This is a genomic window from Streptomyces sp. NPDC127197, from assembly GCF_042672405.1.
Lineage (GTDB): Bacteria > Actinomycetota > Actinomycetes > Streptomycetales > Streptomycetaceae > Streptomyces > Streptomyces flavusporus.
In genome coordinates, this window is record NZ_JBHXVG010000004.1 from 374661 (window position 1) to 400383 (window position 25723).

Here is a 25723-nt window from a genome sequence, read left to right on the forward strand (position 1 = left end):
GCCTGCAGTCAGCGGTCGGCCGGTGAAAGGGGCACGGCCCATTCCACAGTCGTACCACGGGGTTCGTTGGGGGACAGGCTGCAGGTACCGCCGAGTTCGTCGGCGCGCCGGTCGAGGTTGGCCAGGCCGCTGCGGCGGGTGACGGCAGGGTCGATGCCGCGGCCGTTGTCCGACACCCGCAGCCGCAGGGTCGTGCCCGCGACCTCCACGTTCACGTCGACCGCAGTGGCCCGGGCGTGCCGGGCGGCGTTGGACAGGGCCTCGCCGAGGACCGCCAGGAGGTGGTCGGCGTAGTCGGCGGGAACGTCGGTGTCCAGCAGGCCGGTCATCCGCAGTGCGGGGGTGAAACCGAGCGTTTCGGCGGCCCGCTCGGTGGCCGTCACCAGGCGGGCGCGCAGGCCGCTGTCCCGTCGCCTCTGGTCGTGCTCGCGCAGCGCGTAGATGGTGGAGCGGATGACTTTGATGGTGTCGTCCAGGTCGTCGACGACCCGCTGGATCCGCTCGCTCGCCTGGGGTCGGTCGGCGACCCTCCCGAGCGTGGACTGCAGTGACAGCGCGCCGGCGAAGAGGCGCTGGATGACCAGGTCGTGCAGATCGCGGGCGATCCGGTCGCGGTCGCTGAGGACCAGCATGTGCTCGGCGTCCCGCCGGCGCTCGGCCACCTCCAGGGCGAGGGCCGCCTGGTTGCTGAACCCGTTGATCATGTCGATGACGGCGTCCGGGAACTTCGGGCCGTCCGGTACGCGCGCCACCTGCAGTACGCCGCGGACGTTCTCCCGGGTGCCGAGCGGCACGAAGAACGCCGGCCCCAGTTCGACCAGCGCGGCGCTGCCGCCCTGACCGCGCGGGTCGGTGCTCACCGCCTCGCTGGTGATGGTCTCCCCGGACGCGAGTACCTTCGAGGCCAGTGTCGTGGCCGGCAGCAGCAGCCCGTGGACGTCCTGTGCCCCCGTCCCGCAGGCAGCTTCGATCACGAGCTCCCCGCTGTCACCGACCGGCACCGCAAGGGTGACCAGGTCGGCGCCCGCCATGTCCCGCACCGTGGCGGTGAACGAATCCAGCGCCGCGGCGGGCGCCTCGCCGGACAGCAGGCTGCGGGTCAGTTCGTTGCTCGCCGCCAGCCACCGCTGCCTGCGGCGGGCGTCGTCGTACAGCCGGGCGTTGTCGATCGCCACACCGGCCGCCGCGGCGAGCGTGCGCAGCACCGCCTCGTCGTCGGCGTCGAACTCCGCGCCGCCCTGCTTGTTGGTCAGGTACAGATTGCCGAACACCTGTTCACGGACCCGGATCGGGGCGCCCAGGAAGCTGCTCATCGGCGGATGGCCGGAGGGGAAGCCCACGGAAGCCGGGTGCTCGCTCAGATCCGGCAGGCGCAGGGGGGCCGGATCACGGATCAGCAGGCCCAGGATGCCCTCGCCGCGCGGGTAGTGCCCGATCCGGGCGATGGCTTCCTCGTCGATGCCGACGGTGATGAACTGCCTGATGGTTCCTTCGTCACCCAGCACCCCGAGCGCCCCGTACCGGGCGTCGACCAGCGTGACCGCCGACTGCACGATCCGGTGCAGCACCACTTCGAGATCGAGATCGCTGCCGATGGAGAGCACGGCGTCGAGCAGCGTGTGCATCCTGTCGCGGGCTGCCCGTACCTCCTGGATCTGCTCCTGCAGGCCCTCGAGCAACGTGTCCAGCCGCAGCTGGGGGTACGCTCCGGCTGCTCCGGCACCGCCCGTGTCGCGCGTCTGCTCGTTCACCACAGCTCCCCTTTGCCCGCGCAGCCGGCCTCAGCTTCAGGATGCCCGACGCGGTGTCCGCCCCACGAGGTGCCCCGGACCGTCGGTCAGACCGTCTCCGCCGGCTGGGCCTGCCGCTTGCGGGCGCGGTATGCCGCGGCCTTGATCTTGTTGCCGCAGGACTCCATGCCGCACCACTGCCGACGCATGCCGCGCGACCGGTCGATGTAGATGCGGGTGCACTCCGGATTGCCGCACTCCTTGATGAGCGGCACATCCGGTCCGCTCAGGAGCTCGACGGCGTGCCGTGCCACGGTGGACAGTGCCTGCTCCGGAGTCGCCGCCGTCCACCGGCCCGCCGGGGTGAGCTGCGGTGTGGCGGGGGGCCTGCGGGCGGCGTCGTTCAGCACAGCGAGCGCTTCCGTGTCGTACGGCTCGCCGAGCCGACGGTTGGTGGCCAGCGCGTAGACGGCCTCCCGTACCGCTATGGCCTGCTCGACGTCGGATTCCTGGCTCGGCGAGACGGCATCCACGACTCCGGATTCCAGGTACCAGGCGTCCAGCCGGTCCGGCGACACGAACATTTCGAACCGTACGGATCGGCGGGCCCGGAGTGTCGCTGCGAAGTCGAGCGCCGGGTTTCCGCACACGAAGACATGATCCAGATTCACATCACCATTCTGGCGGGTGACTGCGAGGTTCTGCAATCGCGTCACCGATCCTCACGCACCGTCACTAGCTTGACGGGTGACGAGTTGACTGCAAGTATCGTCACCAGTTGAACCAGTGACGCGGTTCTGTCGCTGGCGTGTTGAGAAAAGGAGCTGAGCATGGCTGTCACTTACACGGACGCCGCGGAGGTGGCGCGCCGGGCGCGGTTCGGCAGGCTGCCGGAGCGCATTCGCCTGGAGGACACGATCGAGGAGCGGCCGGCCATCGCGCCGGATCCGGCGCGAGACGCGTACAACGAGGACGAATGGCTCGCGCGTACATGCCTGTAGAGCCGCGCCGAGCGGCAAGGGTCTCGAGGATTCCGGTGCAGACGCGACGGATGTTCACAGTCCTCGCGGTGATCGCGACGGCGGCCGTGATCGGATTCGGCTGCTTCGCGCAGGTCTTCTGATCGCATGGCCACGGAGAACGCAGGACACGCTGATGACGAAAGGGAAGTCCGGATGTTCGACAGGCGGAGCTTCGGCAGGATCGTGGGCGTGGGTGCCGCCGGGGCGACTCTCGCCGGATGGTCCAGCGGTTCGGCGGCCGCGGTGGGCGGGGCGGAGTCGGCGGCCGGGCGGGGCCCACGTCCTTCGGCCGTCTGAAGCAGACCCGGGCCGGCGAGCTGAACGTCGGCTACGCGGAGGTCGGTCCCGCCCGCGGGCCCGTGGTCATCTGCCTGCACGGCTGGCCCTACGACATCCACAGCTTCGCCGACGTGGCGCCGCTGCTCGCCGCGCGGGGGCTGGCAACTGCTTGCCGGGGAGTGCACACGAGGTCGAGTTAGCTCGATCGTGTGATGGTCGGCTCGCGGGCTTGCAGCTCCCTGGGCCGACCGGGTTAACGTGATCGTGCGATCTGGGACGCCGGGTACGGCGCCAGCGTGGGGGCCCCCGCTCCACCGGAGAGATGGTCCGGGGCCTCCCCGTCGCCTCTGGCCGCATCCACATGGCCAGGTCGCGCAGGGAACTGGCCTCCCGGGATCGGACCACGCACAGGATGCGTGTCGCTGCCCCGGGATCGAGTACGCCGGGGACCAGTGCGCCCAAGACCGTTCGGGGCGTGCGGCTGCATGGGGTCACTCCCGCTCAGTCTTCAGGAACGGTACCGGGTGATCGTGCCCTACCTGCGTGGCCACGGCACGACGGGATTCCTGTCGGAACGGACGTTCCGCAACGCCCAGCAGGCGGTGGTGGCGCTCGACATCATCGCCCTGCCGGACCACGTCGACATCGTCGTCCACAACTACCGCTGGCGGCTGGGCCTGGCCGACGGCGACCCGCGCCACGGCCGACTCGAGCAGCGGCTTGCCGCGGGCCCCACGATCGCCGTACCCACCGTCACCCTCGACGGCGAGAAGGATCCCTTCACGCCCGCGGGTGACGGCTCGTCCTGCCGCGACAAGTTCACCGGCCCCTACGCGCACCACACCCTGAAGAACATCGGCCACAACGTGCCGCAGGAGGCACCCGGGGAATTCGCCCGAGCCGTCCTCGAAGCCGACGGGTTCAACCGTCCCTAGGCCGCCCTGCAGCGACCTCCGCCAGGGCGGTCAGGCCCGTCGGCCGCGCTGGTCGCCCGGATTGAGGAGTTGGCCGCGCAGGGCGTCGAGCTGGTGGGCGTGTTCGACCGCGGACGTTTCGTCGAGGGTGGTGAGGGCGAGCAGGAGAACGTCCGCGATGACGAGGCCGGTCAGTGATTCGTTGGTGGTTCCGGTGGGGGTGTAGGGGGCGAGGAGGACCGAGTCGACGCGGTCCCCGTAGGCCTCGCTCAGTTCGTCGGTGACGAAGACGACCCTGGCGCCGACCGAGCGGGCTCGTTCGACCACAACGGTCAGTTCGGACAGGGGTCGTCCCGGCTGGAAGATGACGACGGCGTCGCCCTGGCCGAGGGCGAGCAGTGGGTCGGCGAGGGCGAAGCCGGTGGCTCCGACGAAGCGGGCCCGGCGGCCGATGCGGCCGAGGGAGCGGGCGAGGTGGCGGGCCGCGAGTTCGCAGGCGGCCACGCCGTAGCAGAACACCTCGCGGGCCTCGGCCAGTACCGTCACCGCTCGTTCGAGGGCCTTGGCGTCGGCCAGTCGCCGGCACTGGTCGATGCGCTCCTGCGTCTCGTCGAAAACGTCGTTCCAGATCTTGTCGAGGTCCTTGCCGACGTGCGCGATGCGCTGGGCGAGCCGGACGTCGGGGGCCTGGGCGGCGGTGAAGTCCGCCGCCAACTCACGCTTGAGCGCGGGCAGTCCGGCGTATCCCAGCCGCTGGAGGGCACGTACGACGGTCGCGTTGCTGGTGCCGCTGGCCGTGCCGAGCTCCTGGGTGCTGGCGAACATCACCTGCTCGACCGGGGCGCTCACCAGGTACTGCGCGACGGTCCGTTCGGAGGCGGACAACTCGTCCCACAGGTCGCGGACGGTGGCACGCAGGCGGGTGAGTCCTCCGGGGGCCGCACTGCCCGCTTTTGAAATCTCCATTACGCCTCTTGACTCCCGCGGTATCGACGTTACGCTCTGAACAACTCGTTCCAGAAACATGAACACCTGAAACGAATGTTACAGCACGTCGGTCCTCCGAGGAGCCTCTCCATGAAACGCAGCCTTCCGGTCGTTGACATCTCCGGGACGCCGTCCCAGAGGGGCCGGCAGTACGGAGAGGCCGTGGCCCCCCAGCTGGACGCCGCCCTCCGCTACTACGCGGAAGCCTTCGGGGCGTCCTCCGGCCTGACCTGGGAGCAGGTCACCGCGCGGGCCGCCCGCTGGCTGGAGCCCGTCCGTGACTACGCGCCCCACCTCCTGGAGGAGATGCAGGGCATCGCCGACGGTGCCGGCGTGCACCTGCTCGACGTGCTCGCGCTGAACGCACGCGGCGAGGTCATCTACGACGACTCCTTCGCGCGGATGCGGGAGGGCCGTACCAGCGGATCGGACGGACCGGTCGAGGAGCCCGCCGAGGGCTGCACCTCGTTCGCCGCGTACGGCCCGGCGAGCGGCGACGGCCACGTCTGGGCGGGGCAGAACTGGGACTGGCGGGCCGGGGTCGCCGACACCGTCGTCATGCTCCGGATCGTCCAGCCGCCGAAGCCCACCGTGATCATGCAGGTGGAGGCCGGGCAGATCGGCCGCCAGGGTGCCAACTCCGCGGGCATCGCCCTCAACGCCAACGGCCTCGGCGGACGCTTCGACGACGCCGTCGGGCTGCCGCAGACCGTGATCCGGCGCAGCGTCCTCGACCAGTCGAGCATCACCGACGCGCTGGACGTGCTGAACCGCACCCGCGCCCACATCGCCAGCAACGCCCTGCTGACCTGCCGTGAGGGCTTCGCCGTCGACATCGAGACCACCCCGGCCGGCCACGGCTGGATGTACCCGGCCGACGGACTCCTCGTGCACGGCAACCACTACCAGGCGGGCGTCCCGGCCGCCCTCGCCGCGGACTACCGGCCGCTGTCCCCCGACTCCCTTGTCCGAGTCCCGCGCGCCGAGGAGGGCCTGCGCCTGCTGCGCGAGGCCACCGGCCCGGACGAGTCCCGCAAGCTGATCAAGCAGGCGATGTCGGACCACCTCGGATTCCCCGAGTCGCTGTGCACCCACGCCGACCCGCGCATGCCCGAGCTCAGGCACTGGACCACGCTGGTGTCCTCCTGCGTGGACCTGACCGCGGGCGACTACCACGTCACGGCCGGCACCCCCTGCGACCGCGAGTACCAGCACCTGCCCTGGAACCTCTACGACGGCCCCCACGCACCGAACTGATCCGCTCTTCCACACCCCCACATGCCGAAGCTCCCCACCCTCCGCTCAGCCCGTCCCGCTCAGGAGCCCCGCCATGAAACTCACGTCCTGTATCGCCGCCGTCGGTCTCGTCGGGGTGATGACCCTGACCGCCGCGTGCAGCGGCGCCGACACCGGTTCCTCCCAGGGCACCGCGAACGTCGACGTCTCGAAGCTGAAGCTCACCCCGACCACCGCCGAGGCCACCGGCACCGTCGACTCGGTGAACTGGCTCCTCGAGGACGAGCCCGAGTCCCTGGACCTCGACACCCAGGGCGGCAGCGCCGGACGCACCGTCCTCGGCAACGTCTGTGAACGCCTCTACCAGCTCCAGCCCGACATGTCCGTGCGTCCCTCCCTCGTCGAGAAGGAGACCCGGCCCGACGCGAAGACCCTCGTACTGACGCTGCGCGACGGTGTCACCTTCCACGACGGGTCCGCGATGACCACCGACGACGTCCTCTACAGCCTGCGACGCCACGCCGAGCCGGAGATGGAACAGTCCGACGAGTTCACGAACGTCAGCCGGATGACCAAGACCGGCGACCGTGAGATCACCGTCGCGTTCAAGCAGCCCGACGCCCTGTTCACCAAGGCCCTCGCCGGCGACGCCGGGCTCGTCTACAACCGCGAGCAGGTCGAGAAGGCGGGCGAGGACTTCGGCACACCCGGCCAGGGCGACGCCTGCTCGGGACCGTACGAACTGACCGGCTGGAAGTCCGGCGACTCGATCACCATCACCCGCCACGACGACTACTGGGGCGAGCAGCCGCTGACCGAGAAGGTCGTCTTCCGCTGGGCCGCGGACAGCGCGATGGTCAACGCGCTGAGCACCGGGGCCGCGGACGGCGCCTACCTCGACACCGTCTCCACGGCCGCCGCCCTGCGCGGCAGGTCCGGCCTCGACCAGCACTACGGTCCGAGCACCGCCGCCCTCGCCCTCATCCCCACCGAACGCGGCGGACTGGCCGACCCCGACATCCGCAGGGCGCTGTCCCTGGCCCTCGACCGCGAGGGCATCGCGAAGTCCGGGTACGGCGGACTCGTTCAGCCGTGGGCCACGTCCGTCGGCTCCGGAGCCTGGGGCTACGAGAAGGCCACCTTCGAAGCCGCCCAGAAGCAGCTCACCGGTGCCCCCGCCAAACCCGACGCGGACGACCTGGCCAAGGCGAAGGAAATCGTCAAGAACGCCGAGTCCGCTCCGGACACCGCCATCGTGATCGGCACCGACAGCACCCAGGGCCGCCTCGTCATCGCCAACGCCGTACGCGCCGCCCTCACACAGATCGGCCTCAAGGCGCAGATCAAGACGGTCCCGTCCGCCACGTACGGAGAGTTCTACGGCGACCAGGAAGCCCGCGCCGACATCGACGTCCTGGTCGCCGACTGGTACATCTCCAAGAGCGACCCGGCCGGCTTCTACGACAACGGCGTGTCCGACAACTCCAACAACTGGGTCGGCTTCAGCAGCCCGGACTACGACCGCACGATCGAAGAGGCCCTGCGCACGATCGACGACAGCAAGCGCGCCGCCCTCGTCGTCGACGCCCAGCGGCAGTTCAGCGAGGCCGCGGTGTGGATCCCCGTCGCCCAGATGCCGGCCGTCCTCGTCCTGAACGACGAGCTCACCGGCCCGCCCGCCTCGATGGCGTACCTCTACTCGCCCTGGGCCGCCCGGCTCGGCGCGAAGAAGGGCTGAGCAACCATGATCGTCGCCCTTGGACGGCGGATCGCGGGACTGGTGGCCACCCTGCTGGCGGCCTCCTTCGTGATCTTCGCCGCCGTGTACGCGGCCCCCGGCGACCCCGCCGTCTTCCTGGCCGGAGGACGCGACAAGCTCACCCCGGAGCGGCTGGCCACGGTCCGGGAGCAGTACCACCTCGACGAGCCCCTGGTCGTCCAGTACGGCCGCTGGCTCTGGGACTGCCTGCACCTCGACCTCGGCCGCTCCTTCCAGTACAGCGACCAGGTCACCGACCTGCTCGCGGCGCGGTTCCCCACCACGCTGGCCCTCGTCGGCTACGCCACCGTCCTGTTCGTCGTCCTGGGTGTGGGGGCCGGCGTGCTCGCCGCGATCCGGCGTGGCAGCTGGGTCGACTCGGCCGTGGTGGGCGGCACCACACTCGCCGCGTCCGTGCCGTCCTTCGTCGGCGGGATCGCGCTGGTCGCCCTGTTCGGCGTCGAACTCGGCTGGTTCCCCGTGACGGGCAGTGGCGAAGGCCTCGCCGGTACCCTCCACCACCTCACCCTGCCCGCAGTGGCCATGGCGCTCGGGGCGCTCGCCGTCATCAGCCGGGTCACCCGGCAGGCCATGGTGGACGCGGGCACCGCCGAGCACGTGGCGGTGGCCCGGGCCGCCGGACTGCCCGAGCGGGAGATCATCCGCCGGCACGTCCTGCGCAACGCCCTGGGCCCGATCGTCACCATGTGCGGTCTGGTCACCGCGGGCATGCTCGCCGGCACCGTCGCCATCGAGACCGTCTTCGGGATCAGCGGCATCGGCTCCCTGCTCGTCGGTGCCATCAACGGTCACGACTTCCCGGTCGCCCAGGCGGTCCTGCTGCTGATGGTCACCTCGTACATCGTCGTCACCACCGTCGTGGACCTCGTGCATCCCCTGCTCGACCCGCGCCTCAAGGCCATGAGGAGCCCCGTATGACAGCCGTCTCCGCCGGCGCCCTCCTCCCCACCCGCCGGCACCCGCGCCGCCCCTGGGGCGTGACCGTCGCCGGCGCCTTCCTCGGGCTCGTGGTGCTCGCCGCCCTCTTCGCCCCCCTGCTCGCGCCGTACGCGCCGGACGCCGTCGACCTGTCGTCGTCCCTGGCCGGCACGACCGGCGCCCACCCCCTCGGCACGGACGCCTCCGGGCAGGACCTGCTCTCCCGCGTGCTGTACGGGGCCCGCACGAGCCTGATCGCGCCGCTTCTGCTGCTCCTGCTCGCGGCCGTCCTCGGCGTCACCCTCGGCACGGTCGCGGCCTGGCGCGGGGGCTGGGTGGACACCCTCGTCTCCCGGATCACCGACGTGATGTACGCCTTCCCGGGCCTGCTGTTCGTCGTCCTGGTCATCGCCGTGTTCGGCACCGGCATGACGACGTCCGTGATCGCGCTCGGGCTGGCCTTCGCCCCGACGATCGCGAAGTACACCCGCAGCGTCGCCCTGGCCGAACGGTCCAAGTCCTACATCGACGCCTACCGCGTCCAGGGCATGAGCGGCACCCGCATCTGCGTGGCCCACCTGGTGCCCAACCTCGCCCGCTCGATCACCGGCTACCTGGTGGTCCTGTTCGGTGAGTCCCTGATGAGCCTCGCCACCCTCAGCTACCTCGGCTTCGGCGCCCAGCCGCCCAGCTCCGACTGGGGGCTCATGGTGCAGGAGGGGCAGGCCGCGATCGTCCAGGGTGCCCTGCTCCCCGCACTCGTGCCGGGCACCGCCATCGCCGCCGTCGTGGTGGCCTTCAACGTGGTCGGCGTCTGGGCCGCCGACCGGCTCGGCGCCAGGAGGTAGCCCGCCATGCTGCTCGACATCGAGAACCTGACCGTGCTGCTGCCCGGCGCCGCCCGCCCCCTGCTCGCGGACGTGTCCCTGAAGGTCCGCAGCGGAGAGGTCGTCGGCCTCGTCGGCGAATCAGGCTCCGGCAAGTCCACCACCGCCAAGGCCGTGCTGAACATCCTCCCCGACGATGCGCGGGCCGACGGCCGCGTCCTGGTCGACGGCACCGACGCCCTGTCCCTGACCGGCGCACGGCTGCGCGCACACCGGGCCCGCACGGTCGCCATGGTCCACCAGGACCCGCGCTCCGCGCTCAATCCCGTACGCCGGATCGGGGACTTCCTCGTCGAACGGCTCGCCCGGACCGGTTCCCCCGACAAGCGCGCCGCCCGCACCCGCGCGGTCGAACTCCTCGACGCCGTCGGCCTGCCGGACGCCGAACGACACGTCCGGCAGCACCCCCACGAACTGTCCGGCGGCATGCTGCAACGCGTCGTCATCGCCGGCGCCCTCGCCACCGAGCCGGCTCTGCTGCTGGCCGACGAGGCCACCAGCGCGCTGGACGTCACCACGCAGGCCGACATCCTCGCCCTGCTGCGTTCGCTGCGCGAACAGCGCGACCTGGGGCTGCTGTTCATCACCCACGACCTGCATCTGGCCGCCGCCTACTGCGACCGCGTGTACGTCATGTACGCGGGCCGCGTCGTCGAGGAGCAGGAGGCGCATCGCCTCTTCTCCGACGCCCGGCACCCTTACACCCGCGGGCTGTTGGCGTGCTCCCCCGAACTGGGCGACCCGGCCCGGCCCCTGGCCCCGATCCCCGGCCGCCCGCCGTCCCTCGCGGCCGAGTTCACCGGCTGCCCGTTCGCCTCGCGGTGCGTACACGCCGAACCGGCCTGCGACACATGGCAGCCGGAGCCGCTCCCGGTCCCGGGCGGCGGCGTGGCCGCGTGCCGCCGCCTGCCCGACCTGCCTGGTCTGTACGCCTCTCAGTCCGACCCGCTCGATCCGTCCGCGCGCCCCGCCGCGCAGCCCACCGGGAGTACACGGTGAACGACGTTTCCACGCCTCCGCCCGCACCGCTGCTGGTCGTCGACGCCGTGCGCAAGACCTACCGGCTGCCGGGCGGCAACCGTCTGACCGCCGCCGACCAGGTGTCCTTCACCGTTCCCCGCGGCGGATCGGTCGGCATCGTGGGCGAGTCCGGGTCGGGCAAGAGCACCGTCGCCCGCATGCTCGTCGGGCTGACCCGGCCCGACTCGGGCACGATCACGGTGAACGGCAGGGACCGCACGCCCGGCCGAGGGCGACGCATCCGCGGTGACCGGCTGGCCAGAGCCCGCGAGATCCAGATGGTCTTCCAGGATCCCTACGTCTCCCTCGACCCCCGGCTGACGGCCCGCCAGTGCCTGCGTATCGCCCTCCGGCTGCACGGCCACACCTCGACGGACACTCACATCACCGCGCTGCTCGACCAGGTCGGCCTCGGTCCCCGCGAGGCGGACGCCAAGCCGCACGCACTGTCGGGCGGACAGCGCCAGCGGCTGGCCATCGCGCGGGCCCTCGCGGTCGAACCGCGGATCCTGGTCCTCGACGAAGCGGTCGCGGCACTCGACGTGTCGATCCAGGCCCAGATCCTCCAACTCCTCGGCGAGATCAGGCGCGACACCGGTGTCGCCCTCGTCTTCGTCAGCCACGACCTGGCCGTCGTGCACCACATCACCGACGAGACTGTCGTGATGCGCCGGGGCGTCGTGGTCGAACAGGGCCCGACCGAGCAGGTGCTGAGCGCCCCCGAGCACACGTACACCCGGCGTCTGCTCGCCTCGGTGCCTCACCAGGGCTGGGACCCCGCCGACGCCCGGCAGAAGTGAGACCGGAGGCGGTCGGTGCCTACGTCCCGCGGGTGCAGCGGCCCGTCGGGTTCGTCGCCGGTGGGCGGCACTGGAGAGTGAAATCGGCCGGACTGGTGCTCAGATAGCGGCCGATGCAGCCGTTCACCGTCGTTCGCCCGCGCTCGGCGCAGAAGGCGAGTGCCGCGCGGCCGTCGGCGAACGGGCCCGGGGCGTAGATCACCCAGTAGCCCGGGCGGAGGGAGGCGTAGTCGTCACTGCGGACGAAAACGGCCTCGGGCACGGACTCGCGGATCCGGGCGAGGCGACGGTCGCGGGCCGCGGTGCCCGCGGACAGCGGTTCGGAGTACAGCTGGGCGATCCAGCGGCCGTCGCCGGCCGGGGTGGGGAACGTCTCGGGACCGGTCGGTGCGGGCGTCGGAGTCCGCTTCGGCGTCGGGCTCGGGGGCGTCATGACGGCGGTCGGTGCGGAGGACGTGCTCGTCGCGGAGCCGCCCGCTGCGCCGACGGCACCGGCGGTCGTCTCGTTCTTCTTCTCGTCGCCGGGGGCGCGCAGGGTGAGGACGAGTGCGGTGGCCACGCCGACGGCGAGGACGGCGGCCACGGCGACAAGAGCCGGTGTACGGCGTCGAGCCCGAAGCTCCGGACGCGGGATGTCCTGCTGGGTGGGCGTCACGGCCGGAGCCGGCGGCGGCACGGGTGCCGCGGTCAGCGTCGGCTGGGCCCAGTGCGGTGCGGTGCCCGACTCGACCTGCGCCAGCAAGGCGTCCAACTGCTCGGCGTCGGGGCGTGCCGCCGGGTCACGCACGAGGAGGGACTGCAGGACGGGAGCGAGCGGACCGGAGCGCACGGGCGGAGGAACCGGGTCCTCGAGAACCGCGGCCAATGTGGCGAGCGTCGTCGCGCGGCGCAGCGGGCTCACCCCCTCCACGCACACGTACAGGACCAGCCCGAGGGACCACAGGTCGGACGCCGGGTCGTCGTCGTGCCCGCGGAGCCGCTCCGGGGCCATGTACTCGGGTGAGCCGACCAGTTCGCCCGTGGCTGTCAGCGCGGTCGCGCCCTGGAGGGCGGCGATGCCGAAGTCGGTGAGGACGGCGGTGCCGTCGGGGCGGAGCAGGATGTTCGCGGGTTTGACGTCCCGGTGCTGAATGCCCGTCGCGTGCGCGGCGCGCAGACCGGCCAGCACCTGGCGGCCGATGCGCGCTGCCTCCACAGGGCTCAACGGCCCGTCGTCTACCCGCTGTTGGAGAGAGATGCCGGGGACCAGCTCCATCACGATCCACGGGTGGGGGTCCGCCTCGATGATCTGGTGGACCGTCACCACATGGGGGTCGCTGAGCCGCGCCAGCGCCCGAGCCTCACGCATGACCCGCTCACGTACGGCAGGCGAGGCCTCCGCGTCCGGGCGTACGGCCTTCAGGGCGACCTCACGGTGCAGGACCGTGTCCCGGGCCCGCCACACCGTGCCCATTCCTCCGCTGCCGAGCCGCTCCAGCAACTCGAAGCGTCCGTCGATCATGTCCCCCGGTGCGTTCACGTGCCCCAGGTTAGGGCACCCGGGGGGCCGGACATGTCTACCCGCTGCGCCGGGCCAGGGCGGGAATCGTGCCACCGGCCAGGACGGTCTCCCGCTGCCGGTCCGAGAGGCGGTGGCGCAGCCGGTACGTCTCGTCGCGGCCGGTGTTGTGGACGGTGACGGTCGGCGGCGCGCCGGGGGTGAGCGCCTTGTGCAGGTCGTCCAGGCGGAGCCGGTCGCCGGGCCGGACGCGCGTGTAGTCGTCGGGATCGGTGAACTCCAGGGCGAGTACGCCGAAGTTGGCGAGGTTCTGCCAGTGGATGCGGGCGTAGGTGAGGGCGATGACGGCGCGCAGTCCCAGGTGGCGCAGGGTGATCGCGGCGTGTTCCCGGGAGGAGCCCTGGCCCCAGTTCTCGCCGGCGACGATCACATGCCCGCCGCTCTCGCGCAGCTCCGCGGCGCGCCGGGGGTAGTCGGGGTCGAGCCGGGTGAGGGTGAACTCGGCGAGCTTGGGGATGTTGGAGCGGTACGGCAACGCCCTCGCACCGGCGGGGGAGATCTCGTCGGTGGAGACGTGGTCGCCCGCCTTGAGCAGGACCGGTACGTCGAGCGTGTCGGGCAGCGGGTCGAAGTCGGGCAGGGCGGAGATGTTGGGACCGCGCTCCAGTCGGACGCCGGCCGCCTCGTCGGGAGGTGGCGGGGGTTCGAGCATGGCCGTGTTGACCGTGGCCCGGTCGGGCAGGTCCAGGTGCGGGTACGGCACATCGTGGTCGGTGGCCCAGTCGCGCGGATCGGTGATGGTCCCGGTGAGTGCGGAGGCGGTCGCGGTCTCCGGGGAGCAGAGCCACACCGCGTCGTCCTCGGTGCCGGAGCGGCCGGGGAAGTTGCGGGGGAAGGTGCGCAGCGAGTTGCGCCCGGCGGCGGGGGCCTGGCCCATGCCGATGCAGCCCAGGCAGCCGGCCTGGTGCAGTCGCGCACCGGCCGCCAGCAGGTCGAAGGTCCCCCCGGCCCGGGTGAGGTCCTGCAGGATCTCGCGCGAGGTGGGATTGACGTCGAAGCTCACACCCGGCGCGGTCTGTCGGCCCCGGACCATGGCCGCGGCGACGGCGAAGTCGCGCAGGCCCGGGTTGGCCGAGGAGCCGAGCACGGCCTGGCCGATCGGCTCGCCCGCCGCCTCACGCACGGGCACGACGTTGCCGGGGGAGGTGGGCTTGGCGATCAGCGGCTGGAGGGCGGACAGATCGAGCTCCTCCTCGAGGTCGTAGCGGGCCCCGGGCTCAGCGGTGATCTCGGTGAAGTGCTCTTCGCGGCCCTCGGTGCGCAGGAAGGACCGCACGGCGTCGTCGGCCGGGAAGACGCTGGTCGTGGCACCGAGCTCGGCCCCCATGTTGGCGATGACGTGCCGGTCCATCGCGGTCAGCCGCGCCAGGCCCGGTCCGTGGTACTCGAGGATCCGGCCCACCCCGCCCTTGACGCCGTGGCGGCGCAGCAGCTCCAGGATCACGTCCTTGGCGCTGACCCAGTCGGGCAGGGCACCGGTCAGCCGGATGCCCCAGACCTCGGGCATCCGCAGGTACAACGGTCGCCCGGCCATGGCCAGCGCGACTTCCAGGCCGCCGACGCCGATGGCCAGCATGCCCAGCGAACCGGCCGCGCAGGTGTGCGAGTCGGAGCCGACCAGGCTCCTGCCGGGCACGCCGAAGCGCTGCATGTGAGTGGGGTGCGAGACGCCGTTGCCCGGTTTGGAGTACCAGATGCCGTAGCGCCGGCAGCCCGAGCGCAGGAAGACATGATCCTCGGCGTTGCGCTCGTCCGCCTGGAGCAGGTTGTGGTCGACGTACTGGACGCTGACCTCGGTGCGCACGCGGTCCAGGCCGAGCGCCTCCAGCTCCTGGACGACCAGTGTTCCGGTGGCGTCCTGCGTGAGGGTCTGATCGACCCGCAGGCCGATCTCCTCACCCGGCACCATGCGCCCTTCCAGCAGATGCTCCTCGATGAGGCGGTGCGTCACCGTCCCGCCGGAACGCTGCTGTGCTGCCATACGTCACCACCTCCCTGCGCAGGCCGGGTGCCCGTCGCGGGCGGACTTGCACATGCCGGTCCGACACCGGCCGGGCAGGGACGTGTGGACGCTCGGGCGGCGGATACCCGTATCAGGTCAGGAGCACGGAGGTGTGTCGTGAATCTTCCAGTGCACCGTACCGGCGGCTCTCCGGAAGCATGGCGCCGACGGGGTCTGTTCGACTGGGATCCGCTGTCCGAGTTCGAGAACCTGTGGCGCGACATGGGCCGCCTCTTCGAACAGCGAACGGCCCCCGCGTGGGTCGGCGGCCCCTGGGTGCCGCTGGTCGAGGAGAACGAGACCGAGGACGCCTACGAGGTGCGGGCCGAGCTGCCCGGCATTCCGCGGGAGAACATCTCCGTCGACATCGGCGATCACGAGCTGCGGATCTCCGGCGAAATGAAGGAGGAGGACCAGAGGCGCGTCCTCTCCCGCCGCAGCGGACGGTTCTTCTACCGCACCAGCCTGCCGACCGACGTCGACGCCGACAAGATCGAGGCCGAGCTGAACGACGGCGTCCTGCGTATCCGCCTCCCCAAGTCCGGTGAAGCCAAGCGCCGCCGCATCTCCATCGGGGGCGAGGGCTGAAGGAAATGGCTGAAGGAAGAGGCTGAGGACCGAGAAGAAGGGCAGGGCAGCGCATGCAGTTCCGTGACCGCAGGCAGGCCGGGCGGGACCTGGCCGAGCGGCTGCGCATCCTGCGGGAGGAGGGGGCTCTCCCGCGCCCCGTCGTCCTCGCCCTGCCCCGCGGCGGTGCCGTGGTCGCCCGCGAGGTCGCGCAGGTACTGGAGGCGCCGCTGGACGTGCTGGTCGTCCGCAAGATCGGGGCGCCGTTCCAGGAGGAGCTGGGTGTCGGGGCGATCGCCGGGGACGACCCTCCGCTGTTCGACGAACGCACCCTCGACAGCCTGGGCCTGAGCGAAGCCGCCCTCGCCGAGACCGTGGAACGGGAGCGCAAGGAAGTGCAGCGGCGCGAACAGCGCTACCGGCGCGGCCGTCCCGCCCCGGACCTGCGGGGCCGCACCGTGATCGTTGTCGACGACGGACTGGCCACCGGTGCGACCGCCCGCGCCGCGCTGCGCCGGGTACGCCGTGACGCGCCCGAGCGGGTGGTGCTGGCCGTGCCGGTGGGCGCTCCGGAGGCGGTCGAGCTGCTGCGGGACGAGGCGGACGACGTGATCTGCCTGCAGCAGCCCTCGGCGTTCATGGCCGTAGGCCTCTGGTACGAGCACTTCGGCCAGCTGACCGACGACGACGTGGTCCAGGCGCTGTACGGCCCACCGGTCGGGCCCGCACCGCCGGCCGCAGGCAGAGGAGGGTGAAGCGAGGGCACTGCTGTCGTACCCACGGGTTGCACCCTCCTCGAGGGAGACCGAGCGATGGAACTGGTCGAGGAACGCCCCTACCGCTTCCGCATCGACCCGCATGACGGGATGCGGGTGCCCGGGGTGGTGTTCGCCTCCCGTGACCTGCTCAGCGATGCCGAGCAGTCGCTGGAGCAGGTGGCCAACGTGGCCACCCTGCCGGGCATCGTCGGTGCCTCGTACGCCATGCCGGACATCCACTGGGGCTACGGCTTCCCCATCGGTGGCGTCGCGGCGACCGCCGTGGACACGGGCGGCGTGGTCTCGCCCGGCGGGGTCGGCTTCGACATCTCCTGCGGGGTACGGCTGCTGGCGGCCGACTGCGACCGGCAGGGGCTGCGGGGGATGCTGCCCGCGATCATGGATGGCCTCGGCCGGCGGATTCCGCGAGGTGCGGGCCCGGGAGGGGTGTGGCAGCTGAGCGGGCAGGAGGAGCTGGAGCGGATCCTGCGGGGCGGTTCCCGGTACGCCGTCGAACAGGGCCACGGCGAGGAGCGCGACCTGACCCGCTGCGAAGACGGCGGGGCGGTCGCGGACGCCGATGTGACGCAGGTGAGCGAGCGGGCCAGGGAGCGGGGCCTGGTGCAGGTCGGCAGCCTTGGCTCCGCCAACCACTTCCTGGAGGTCCAGGAGGTCGCCGAGGTGTACGACGAACCGGTCGCCGCCGCCTTCGGGCTCGCCCGCGGCCAGGTGTGCGTGATGATCCACTGCGGTTCGCGCGGCCTCGGGCACCAGATCTGTACCGACCACGTCCGGTTGATGGACCGCGCGATGAACCGGTACGGCATCACCGTCCCCGACCGCCAACTGGCTTGCACACCGGTCGACTCGCCCGAGGGACAGGCGTATCTGGGCGCGATGGCCGCGGCCGCCAACTACGGCCGGGCGAACCGCCAGTTGCTGTCCGATGCGGCACGCGGGGTCTTCCGCCGCGTCGCAGGTGTGCGGCTGTCCCTGGTGTACGACGTGTCCCACAACCTCGCCAAGATGGAAACGCACACGGTGGACGGGACACCGCGCCTGCTGTGCGTGCACCGCAAGGGCGCCACCCGCGCCTTCCCGCCCGGCCACCCCGAACTGCCCGAGGATCTGCGGGACTTCGGGCAGCCGGTACTGATCCCCGGCACCATGGGCACGGCCTCCTACGTCCTGACGGGTGTGCCGGTCGGCGACGCGTTCCACTCCGCCTGCCACGGCGCGGGCCGGACCCTGAGCCGCCACCGGGCCGCCCGCACGGTCACGGGCCGGGAACTGCGCGCCCGACTGGAACGTGCCGGTATCGCCGTACGCCCGAAGTCGTGGCGGGGTCTGGCCGAAGAGACTCCCGAGGCCTACAAGGACGTGAGCGCGGTGGTGGCAGCGACCGAGGCCGCGGGACTGTCCCGCACGGTGGCCCGGCTGGTTCCGCTGGGTGTGGTCAAGGGATGACCGCCCGGCGCGTCACACATCGACGGTGACCGCGCAGGACCAGCCATCCGGACCGGGTCCGATGTGCAGGTCCTCCCACGACACGCCCTTCGGCGCTGCACCGGTGACCTCCACCGCCCCGAGGTGGGCCACTGCCATCCGCACATCGAGGCCGCCGTCCGACGCCTCGACCTCCAGGCCGACGGGAACCTCGCCGTACACCTCCAGCCGGAAAATGACCTCGTCCAGCAGCGCGGTCAGAAGGTCCTCGTCGCTCCCTTCGGCGAGCCTCAGCCGGGCCTCGCCGGTCGGCCGCGCACCGGAGACGTCGGCGAAGCCCTCCACCATGCCCAGGACGGTCTCCACCAGGCAGCGCTCCCGACTCGCTCCCCACGCCTCGATGCGCACGTCCGCCGTGTGCGGCACCGACCGGTGTCCGCTCCGTCCCTGCCCGCGCGCCGCCGCTGCATCCTCGGCCATGCCCACCGAGTGCCCACTCGGCCGGATCGCACGCATCACCACGCCGGTCCATGGCATGACCGGGCGTGCGCGCCTGTCGCTCGCATGCTCATGCCACGGATACGTCATCGGTATGGCGCCGTAACACTCCTGACCGAGGCTCATCTCGCACCTCCGGTCTCATCGGCAACAACTCACCCCCCACGTGACCGGGTTGATCGGACGCCGCGCCAGCATCGCGGGCGCGGGTGAGGAGGAGTGGATGGCTGCGGAGAGATCCACGGCATCTCGGCGCGACTTCCTGCGTTCCGTCGGGATCGCGGGCGGCGCGGGAGTGCTCTATTCGGCGATGGGCGCGCTGGGCCTCGCACCGGTGCCGGACGTACGGGCCGCGGAGTACCGGGCGCCGCGCAAGAGCGACTTCGCGCTCAGCGGGCGCAGTGCCAGGAAGGTCCTGGTGCTCGGCGGCGGCATCGCCGGCCTGGCCACCGCCTACGAACTCGGCAAGGCCGGCTACGACTGCCGGATCCTGGAGGCGAAGGACAGGCCCGGCGGCCGCAACTGGACCGTGCGCGGCGGCACGACCCTGACCGACCTGGACGGCCGGAAACAGACCGCGTCGTTCTCCAAGGGCCAGTACATGAACGCCGGGCCCGCCCGGCTGCCCCAGTCGCATGTCACGCTCGAGTACTGCCGTGAACTCGGCGTCCCCGTCGAGGTGTTCACCAACCAGAACGCCAACGCGTACATCTACCACGAGAACAGCGCCGCCCTCGCCGGACAGCCGATCCGCTGGCGCACCGCGAAGGCCGACGTCTACGGCTACGTCTCCGAACTGCTCGCCAAGGCCACCGACCAGGGAGCACTGGACGCGCAGCTCACCGCCGCCGACAAGGAGCGGCTGATCGCCTTCCTGCAGAACTTCGGCGCCATCAAGAGCAAGGCGGACGGCTACGCCTACACCGGCACCGACCGGCGCGGCTACTCCGTCGAGCCCGGTGCCGCCTTCGAGGAGGGCACGGTGCTCGGGCCGGTGCCCTCGCTGTCGGACGTCATCGCGAGCGGCGTCGGGCAGCGCTTCTCCTTCGAACTCGGCTACGACCAGGCCATGCTCATGTTCCAGCCGGTCGGCGGCATGGACGCCATCCCGTACGCCCTGGCCGAGGCGATCGGGCGGGACCGGATCACGTACGGCGCCGAAGTGCTGGAGGTCAAGAACCTGGCCGACGGCGCCGACGTCACCTACAAGGACGCCCAGGGCCGCACACGCACCCGGCACGCCGACTTCGTCGTGGCCGCCGTACCGCCCATGGTCATGGCCCGCATCAAGCACAACCTCGGCACGGACGTCACCGCCGCGCTGAAGTACCCCGTCTCGACACCCGTCGGCAAGATCGGCCTGGAGTACCGCAGCCGCTGGTGGGAGACCGACGAGCACATCTACGGCGGGATCACGCCCACCGACACGGACCTGGCCACCATCTGGTACCCGTCCTACGACTACTTCGGCCGCCGCGGCACCCTCATCGGCTACTACAACTTCGGCGCCAACGCCCTCGCGTACAGCGCCCTGCCGCACGAGGAGCGGCTCGCGCGGGCGGTGAGCCGCGGTGTGAAGATCCACGGCGAGAAGTACCGCACGGAACTCGCCAACTCCTTCAGCGTGGCCTGGCACCGCACCCCGCACATCGAGGGCGGCTGGGTGGGCTGGCCCTCGCAGAACGGCCCCGAGTACAAGCTCCTCAACCAGCCCGCCGGACACGTGTACTTCGCCGGGGACTGGCTCAGTCACGTGATCGCCTGGCAGCACGGCGCGTTCAGCTCGGCCCGCAAGGTCGTGACCGACATCCACGAGAGGGTGATGGCCGCATGAACCGGCGCACGAAGGCTGTCATCGGTACGGCCCTGACCGCCTCGCTCCTCACGGGCGGTACCGCGCTCGCCGACGCCCGGGGCTGGTGGCCCGGCCCGAAGGAGGTGCGCGTCCTGCTGCCCGACGGCCAGTCCAACCCGGCCATCGCGAACGGCGTGGCGACGGGCGGGGAGGTGGCCCTGTACCAGAGCAGCGGTCTCGGGCCATCCGCGCTCAACCCCACTGCTCCGCCAGGGACTCCGGAGTACTACACCGACCCGAGCCTCACCGAGGGCGCCACCGGCGTCACGATCACCGAGGCGCAGGCGCTGGTCGTGCTGCGCAACATCAGGACCAACCTGGAGGCCGCGGGGCTCACCCCGGCCGACGTCATCACGATGAAGTGCTACCTGATGAAGCCGCCCGGCGCCGAGACCGCCGACTACGCGGGCTGGAACCGCGCGTACCGGCAGTATTTCGCCAACGTAGACCTGACCACCCATCAGGTCGTACCGGTGCCCATGGGTACGTCCGCCCCGAAGCCGCCACTGCTCGCCAACAAGGCCCGCCCGGCACGGGCCACGATGGAGGTCGCCTCACTGGCCGTCAAGGGCTGGCTGGTGGAGGTCGAGGTCACCGCGGCCTACAAGAAACGCTGAGGGGTGAAGATCGGCCGAGATACGTCGGGGCGGGGTCCGCAATCGGGCACCGCCCCGTACGTTGCCCCTCTCCTGTCCCGCACACCAACTCCTGCTACTGGGAGCATCCTTGGACATCGAAGGCACCTCAGACGCCCCCCGTTCCGGCCCGCTCTCCCGCCGCAGATTCCTCCAGGCCGGTGCCACGGCCACCGCCCTCGCCACCGTGAGCGCGCCGGTCGCGGCCGCCGCCTCCCGTACGACCACCCTCTCCCTCACCGCCGCCACTGGCGGCTCCGCGACCCTCGCCCCGTCCGGTGACCGGTTGGTCGCCGAGGTCCAGAACGTGCTCTGGTCCGTCCCGCGGGACTCAGGCACCGCCGTCGCGCTCACCCCGCCCGGCCTCGAACCCACCCGCCCGCAGTTCTCGCCCGACGGCAGCCGTCTCGTCGTGTGCGCCTACCGCGGTGGGGGCTTCCACCTCTGGACGCTGCGCCCCGACGGCACCGGGCTGCGTCGGCTCACCGACGGGCCGTGGGACGACCGGGGCCCGGCCTGGTCACCGGACGGCACCCGGATCGCGTTCGCTTCCGAGCGCGGGGGCGACACCGTGACCGGCTCCCCGTACCGCATCTGGGTCGTGGATGTGCGGACCGGAGCACTGACCCGGCTCACCGGGCGCCCCGGCCAGGAGGGTCCCGGGCGGGACGCCGCCTGGGAGGACTTCGACCCGACGTGGTCCCCCGACGGTGAGCGGGTGCTGTTCGTACGCGCGGCCGTCACCCCGACGGGCACCCTCCGCGCGACCACCGTCGCGTCAGTGGCCGCCGACGGCTCGGGCCCGGTCGCCACCGAGCACATCGACGACTCCGGCGCCCAGCTCATGACCCCCGCCGTCTCGCCCGCCGGGCGCCTGGCCTTCTTGCGCACCACGGCCTCGCCCGCGGCCTCCTGCACACTCGTGGTGGACGGGAAGCCGGTTGCCGTCGAGGGCGATGTCCTCCCCGCGCCGCCCCGCTGGGCGGACGGCGAACGTCTGCTCCTCACGGTCGACGGCCACTTCCACCTGGTCGACCCGGACGCACCGGGCGACGGCGAGGAGATCCCGTTCACCGCCACGCTGCCCGTGGACCGCCCCCGCTACCGCGGCAAGAACCACGACTTCGACGGCGCGGGCGCCCGCCCCGTCCGCGCGCTGCACCTGCCCGCCCTGTCACCGGACGGCCGCCGCGTCGCCTTCGCCGCGCTCAACGCGCTGTGGACCGCCGACACCACGGGCGGCCGCGCACCCCGCAAGGTCCTCCAAGTCCCCTCCACTCGTTATGTGCTGGCGTCGACGTGGACACCCGACGGTACGGCGCTGGTGTACGCCGACGACCGCGACGGCCTGTTCGCCGTACGGCGCCGTGACCTCGGCTCCGGCGAGGAGACCGTGCTCGCCGAGGGCGGCCGCGTTTTCCCCGCCCTGTCGCCCGACGGGACGCGGCTGGCCTGCCTGGACATGTCCGGCAACCTGGTGGTGCGCGACCTGCCCGACGGCACCGAACAGGTCCTCGCCGCACCGCTCGGCGCGGGCGGGCTGCCCGGCCGCCCCAGCTGGTCGCCCGACGGCCGCTACCTGGCGCTGTGCGACCGCAACCGCCTCAACCAGCGCTTCCGCGAGGGCTACAACCTCATCCGGGTCGTCGACACGACCACCGGAACGGCCGCGCTGCACGCCCTCGCCCCGCACACCTCGCTCTCCGACCGCTACGACTCCGGCCCCGTCTGGTCCCCGGACGGCCGCTGGATGGCCGTCGTCGCCGAGTCGGCGCTGTGGCTGCTGCCGGTCCGCGCCGACGGCACCCCCGACGGCGAACCCCGCCCGCTCACCACCGAACCCGCCGACCACCCGTCCTGGTCCGCCGACGCCCGCACCCTGCTCTACCTCTCCGCGGGCACCCTGCGCCTGATCGACATCGCCACCGGCAGGACCCGTACCGTCCGCGTCCCGCTCGACTACCGCCGACCGCGGCCGGCCGACACGGTCGTGCACGCGGGCCGCTTCTGGGACGGCACCGGATCGGACGTCCGCGAGGACATCGATGTCGTGATCCGCGACGGCCGTATCGCGGAGGTGTCCCCGCATCGCACCCGCCACCCGGCGGTACGCCACCTCGACGCGAGCGACCGCACCGTGATCCCGGGCCTGTGGGATGCTCACACCCACCCCTGGCAGACCACCTACGGCGGCCGGCAGACCGCGCTCCAACTGGCGTACGGCATCACGACGGCCGTCTCGCTGGGCGGGTTCGCCTACGAGCAGGCCCGCATCCGGGAGGCGGTCGCAGCCGGTGCCCTCGCCGGGCCTCGGCTGCTGACCACCGGCGAACTGCTCGACGGGGCGCGGGTCGCCTACAGCATGGGCCGCGCCCACCGCACCCGCGAGGGCCTGCGCCGTTCGCTGGAGCGTGGGGCCGCGTTGGACTGGGACTTCGTGAAGACGTACGTACGGGCTCCCGGCTGGGTGATGAAGGAGGCCGCCGACTTCGGGCACGACCGGCTCGGGGTGCGCAGCGGAAGCCACCTGTGCACTCCGGGCGTGCAGCTGGGCCAGGACCTGACGACCCATCTGCAGGCCACACAACGCCTGGAGTTCGGGCATGCGACCTCCGCCACGGGGTGTTCCTACCAGGACGTCGAGGAGATCTACACCCGCGCCGGATTCCACCTCGTCGCCACCCCGTTCACGGCACTGCCGCTGCTCGGCGCCGACCCCGTGCTCGCGGACGACCCGCGCGTCACCGCGCTCATGCCGCCGTGGGACACGGCGCTCGTACGGCAGCAGGCCGGACAGCCGCCCACCGACGCCCAACTGGCGACTCTGGACAGGGAGCTGAACGTCTACCGGCGGATCCTCGCGGGCGGCGGACTGGTCGCGCTCGGCACGGACCAGCCGCTCGTCCCGGTCGGGCTGCACCTGCACCTGGCCCTGCGCGCACTGCACCGCGCCGGCCTGTCACCGGCCGAGGCGTTGCACACCGCCACCCTGCTGCCCGCGCGGGTTTTCGGCGCCGAGACCGACCTGGGCACGCTGGAGGAGGGCAAGCTCGCCGACCTCACGGTCGTGGACGGCGACCCGTTCACCGACTTCGCCACCCTGATCCGCACGGTGGCGGTCCTGAGCGGCGGCGTCCTCTTCGACCAGACGGACCTGGTCGACGCCTTCGGGGACGCGACCACGCGGGGTGACGGCCCACAGCGGTCGGCCGCGGCCGAGGAATGGCTGGAGGTCAGCCGTCACATGCGACGCGAGGGATGCTGCGATCCGGAGAGCGGAGGCTGAGCAGCGCAACTCGTCCCACCGCGTGGGCCGTTGTTAATCCGGACGCGGGCGCAAGGTCAACTCGTGCAGCAATGAGCGTTGCCTGGGGCCCAGAGGCTCGCGGGCATGACAACCACCCTGTACAGATTCGGACTGTCACGTGCCGCGGCGGCCACCGTCGCCGCCCTGGCCCTCCTCCTCGCCCCCACCGGTCAGGCCACCGCCGCCGACCCGGCGCTCCCCCTGGGCGATGTCGACCTGGCGGAGACCCGCACCAGCCAGACCCTGGCCGACGGCGTCACTCTCACCCGCATCGTCCGGGGCACCGAGCCCGCCCCGGCCGACCAGATCAACACCACGACCCGTGGGCCCTGGGTCGTCAACCTCCTCACGATCGACCCCCGAAGGACCCGCGGGCACCTGGCGGCCACCTACGGTCCGGACCTCGCCCGCACGGAGCGGACCACGGACCTCGTCCGCACCTCCGGGGCCCTCGCGGGTGTCAACGCCTCCTTCTTCACCTTCACCGCCAGCGCCCAGTACCCCGGCGACCCGGTCGGACTCGGCCTGTACGGCGGGCGGCTGCTGAGCGAGCCCACCGGTGACCCCGCCGAGGCCGACTTCGTGGTGGACGCCCGCAGCAACCGGGCCGTCATGGGCAAGTTGAGCTGGTCCGGCAGCGTGCAGAACCGGCAGACCGCGGCGAGCCTGCCCCTGGAGTTCCTCAACCACCCACCGGTGGTTCCGGCCGCGTGCGCCACTCTCACCGACCAGACCGAGTGCTCCGAGCCCGGCGACGTCGTGCGGTTCACCACCGAGTTCGCCAAGGCCACCCCGTCCGGCGCCGGCGTGGAGGTCGTCCTCGACCGGCGGGGCTGCGTGGTGCGCACCTCGACGAGCCGCGGCACGACCCTGACCGACGGCCAGACGTCCCTGCAGGCAACCGGCCGCGACACCGCCGCCCTGCTGGAGGTGGCGGGACAGGGGTGCCTGCGCATCGCCTCCACCTTGACCGACGAGCAGGGTGAGAAGCTCGCCGTGCGCCCAGGGCTGTTCGGGGTGAACGGCCGCTACCGCCTCACGGCGGACGGGCAGATCGTCGTGCCGCCCGGCTCGGGCAGCTTCTTCGCCCGCAACCCCCGCACCATCGCCGGCACGACCCGGGACGGCAGGATCGTCCTCGCCACCATCGACGGCCGTATGACGAGCAGCGTCGGCACCACCATGGACGAGACCGCCGCCGTCGCCCACGCGCTCGGCCTGCGCGACGCGGTCAACCTCGACGGCGGCGGCTCCACCACCATGTCTGTCGAGGGTGCACTGGTGAACCGGCCCAGCGGAACGGCCGAACGGCCCGTCGGTGACGCCCTCGTCTTCATCGACGGCGCCTATCGCGCGGGCGGCAACTGACCTTGCCCATAACACCGTTGACCGGCCGGGCCGCGCGGCCCGGCCGGCCGGGCAGCCGAGGGGCGTGTGCAGGGTGGAGGCCAGTCTGTTATAAACAAAAACCAGCCCACCATACCCAGCATTATGGGGGTTTGCGTCGTGGGGTTGGAAAAGGGG

At 71.8% G+C, this 25723-nt stretch carries 22 protein-coding genes; 16 read left to right on the forward strand and 6 right to left on the reverse strand.

Going from position 1 to position 25723, the window contains the following annotated elements; genetic code table 11:
• Positions 1 to 8 precede the first annotated feature (8 nt).
• Together ACFVJQ_RS09210 and ACFVJQ_RS09215 are read right to left on the reverse strand one after the other, a co-directional pair.
• On the reverse strand, positions 9 to 1751 hold the full coding sequence (locus tag ACFVJQ_RS09210) for a GAF domain-containing protein (protein ID WP_385508832.1): 1743 nt from the start codon (positions 1749 to 1751) through the stop codon (positions 9 to 11).
• A gap of 86 nt (positions 1752 to 1837) precedes the next feature.
• Complete coding sequence (locus ACFVJQ_RS09215; protein WP_385508831.1) at positions 1838 to 2401, reverse strand: CGNR zinc finger domain-containing protein; 564 nt, start codon at positions 2399 to 2401, stop codon at positions 1838 to 1840.
• Between the two features lie 159 nt (positions 2402 to 2560).
• On the opposite strand from ACFVJQ_RS09215, the gene ACFVJQ_RS09220 reads away from it, so the two are divergent.
• The 3 genes from ACFVJQ_RS09220 to ACFVJQ_RS09230 all read left to right on the forward strand — a co-directional run bounded on the left by ACFVJQ_RS09220 (position 2561) and on the right by ACFVJQ_RS09230 (position 3966).
• A complete protein-coding gene (locus tag ACFVJQ_RS09220) occupies positions 2561 to 2731 on the forward strand; it encodes a hypothetical protein (protein WP_165396130.1) in 171 nt (56 codons plus the stop codon).
• A gap of 239 nt (positions 2732 to 2970) precedes the next feature.
• Positions 2971 to 3231 carry an alpha/beta fold hydrolase gene (locus ACFVJQ_RS09225; protein ID WP_385782138.1) on the forward strand — a complete coding sequence of 87 codons (261 nt, stop codon included), beginning with the start codon at positions 2971 to 2973 and terminating at the stop codon, positions 3229 to 3231.
• A gap of 324 nt (positions 3232 to 3555) precedes the next feature.
• On the forward strand, positions 3556 to 3966 hold the full coding sequence (locus tag ACFVJQ_RS09230; protein ID WP_385782141.1) for an alpha/beta fold hydrolase: 411 nt from the start codon (positions 3556 to 3558) through the stop codon (positions 3964 to 3966).
• A gap of 30 nt (positions 3967 to 3996) precedes the next feature.
• On the opposite strand, the gene ACFVJQ_RS09235 is transcribed toward ACFVJQ_RS09230, so the two are convergent.
• Entirely contained in the window at positions 3997 to 4911 is a 915-nt protein-coding gene (locus tag ACFVJQ_RS09235) for a MurR/RpiR family transcriptional regulator (protein WP_385782144.1), read from the reverse strand.
• A 111-nt stretch (positions 4912 to 5022) separates the two neighbouring features.
• Between ACFVJQ_RS09235 and ACFVJQ_RS09240 the strand changes: the two genes are divergently transcribed.
• The 6 genes from ACFVJQ_RS09240 (at position 5023) to ACFVJQ_RS09265 (ending at position 11573) form a co-directional block, all read left to right on the forward strand.
• Positions 5023 to 6189: a C45 family autoproteolytic acyltransferase/hydolase gene (locus ACFVJQ_RS09240; protein WP_385508827.1), complete on the forward strand. Its 1167-nt coding sequence runs from the start codon at positions 5023 to 5025 to the stop codon at positions 6187 to 6189.
• A 73-nt stretch (positions 6190 to 6262) separates the two neighbouring features.
• Positions 6263 to 7906 carry an ABC transporter substrate-binding protein gene (locus tag ACFVJQ_RS09245; protein ID WP_385782147.1) on the forward strand — a complete coding sequence of 548 codons (1644 nt, stop codon included), beginning with the start codon at positions 6263 to 6265 and terminating at the stop codon, positions 7904 to 7906.
• A 6-nt stretch (positions 7907 to 7912) separates the two neighbouring features.
• Positions 7913 to 8866, forward strand: a complete 954-nt coding sequence (locus tag ACFVJQ_RS09250) for an ABC transporter permease (protein WP_385782150.1) — start codon at positions 7913 to 7915, stop codon at positions 8864 to 8866.
• The gene (locus ACFVJQ_RS09255) at positions 8863 to 9714 is read left to right on the forward strand and encodes an ABC transporter permease (RefSeq protein WP_385508823.1); all 852 of its coding nucleotides are present in this window, start codon (positions 8863 to 8865) and stop codon (positions 9712 to 9714) included. The genes ACFVJQ_RS09250 and ACFVJQ_RS09255 overlap by 4 nt, the downstream gene beginning before the upstream one ends.
• A 6-nt stretch (positions 9715 to 9720) precedes the next feature.
• Positions 9721 to 10752: an ABC transporter ATP-binding protein gene (locus tag ACFVJQ_RS09260; protein WP_385782153.1), complete on the forward strand. Its 1032-nt coding sequence runs from the start codon at positions 9721 to 9723 to the stop codon at positions 10750 to 10752.
• Entirely contained in the window at positions 10749 to 11573 is an 825-nt protein-coding gene (locus ACFVJQ_RS09265) for an ABC transporter ATP-binding protein (protein ID WP_385782156.1), read from the forward strand. The genes ACFVJQ_RS09260 and ACFVJQ_RS09265 overlap by 4 nt, the downstream gene beginning before the upstream one ends.
• A gap of 19 nt (positions 11574 to 11592) precedes the next feature.
• On the opposite strand, the gene ACFVJQ_RS09270 is transcribed toward ACFVJQ_RS09265, so the two are convergent.
• The gene (locus tag ACFVJQ_RS09270; RefSeq protein WP_385508820.1) at positions 11593 to 13092 is read right to left on the reverse strand and encodes a serine/threonine-protein kinase; all 1500 of its coding nucleotides are present in this window, start codon (positions 13090 to 13092) and stop codon (positions 11593 to 11595) included.
• A gap of 37 nt (positions 13093 to 13129) precedes the next feature.
• On the reverse strand, positions 13130 to 15112 hold the full coding sequence (locus ACFVJQ_RS09275) for an aconitate hydratase (RefSeq protein WP_385782159.1): 1983 nt from the start codon (positions 15110 to 15112) through the stop codon (positions 13130 to 13132).
• A gap of 138 nt (positions 15113 to 15250) precedes the next feature.
• Here ACFVJQ_RS09275 and ACFVJQ_RS09280 point away from each other — a divergent pair, with 138 nt between their 5' ends.
• Genes ACFVJQ_RS09280 through ACFVJQ_RS09290 form a run of 3 tightly spaced genes read left to right on the forward strand, consistent with a single transcriptional unit; the run spans position 15251 to position 17925 of the window.
• Positions 15251 to 15721 carry an Hsp20/alpha crystallin family protein gene (locus ACFVJQ_RS09280; protein ID WP_385508818.1) on the forward strand — a complete coding sequence of 157 codons (471 nt, stop codon included), beginning with the start codon at positions 15251 to 15253 and terminating at the stop codon, positions 15719 to 15721.
• Between the two features lie 53 nt (positions 15722 to 15774).
• Positions 15775 to 16455 (forward strand): phosphoribosyltransferase, encoded by a 681-nt coding sequence (locus tag ACFVJQ_RS09285; RefSeq protein ID WP_385508817.1) that lies wholly within the window; start codon positions 15775 to 15777, stop codon positions 16453 to 16455.
• A 57-nt stretch (positions 16456 to 16512) separates the two neighbouring features.
• Positions 16513 to 17925 (forward strand): RtcB family protein, encoded by a 1413-nt coding sequence (locus ACFVJQ_RS09290; protein WP_385782162.1) that lies wholly within the window; start codon positions 16513 to 16515, stop codon positions 17923 to 17925.
• A 12-nt stretch (positions 17926 to 17937) separates the two neighbouring features.
• Here the strand turns inward: ACFVJQ_RS09290 and ACFVJQ_RS09295 are convergent, their stop codons facing one another.
• Positions 17938 to 18384, reverse strand: coding sequence for an archease (locus ACFVJQ_RS09295; RefSeq protein WP_385782165.1), 447 nt, complete (start codon positions 18382 to 18384; stop codon positions 17938 to 17940).
• 241 nt (positions 18385 to 18625) lie between these two features.
• Between ACFVJQ_RS09295 and ACFVJQ_RS09300 the strand changes: the two genes are divergently transcribed.
• The 4 genes from ACFVJQ_RS09300 (at position 18626) to ACFVJQ_RS09315 (ending at position 25567) form a co-directional block, all read left to right on the forward strand.
• Positions 18626 to 20236 carry a flavin monoamine oxidase family protein gene (locus tag ACFVJQ_RS09300; RefSeq protein ID WP_385782167.1) on the forward strand — a complete coding sequence of 537 codons (1611 nt, stop codon included), beginning with the start codon at positions 18626 to 18628 and terminating at the stop codon, positions 20234 to 20236.
• Entirely contained in the window at positions 20233 to 20874 is a 642-nt protein-coding gene (locus tag ACFVJQ_RS09305; protein WP_385782170.1) for a Rid family hydrolase, read from the forward strand. Before ACFVJQ_RS09300 ends, ACFVJQ_RS09305 begins: the two co-directional genes overlap by 4 nt.
• Before the next feature lie 109 nt (positions 20875 to 20983).
• Positions 20984 to 24178, forward strand: a complete 3195-nt coding sequence (locus ACFVJQ_RS09310; RefSeq protein WP_385782173.1) for an amidohydrolase family protein — start codon at positions 20984 to 20986, stop codon at positions 24176 to 24178.
• A gap of 105 nt (positions 24179 to 24283) precedes the next feature.
• A complete protein-coding gene (locus ACFVJQ_RS09315) occupies positions 24284 to 25567 on the forward strand; it encodes a phosphodiester glycosidase family protein (RefSeq protein ID WP_385782176.1) in 1284 nt (427 codons plus the stop codon).
• Positions 25568 to 25723: the final 156 nt, after the last annotated feature.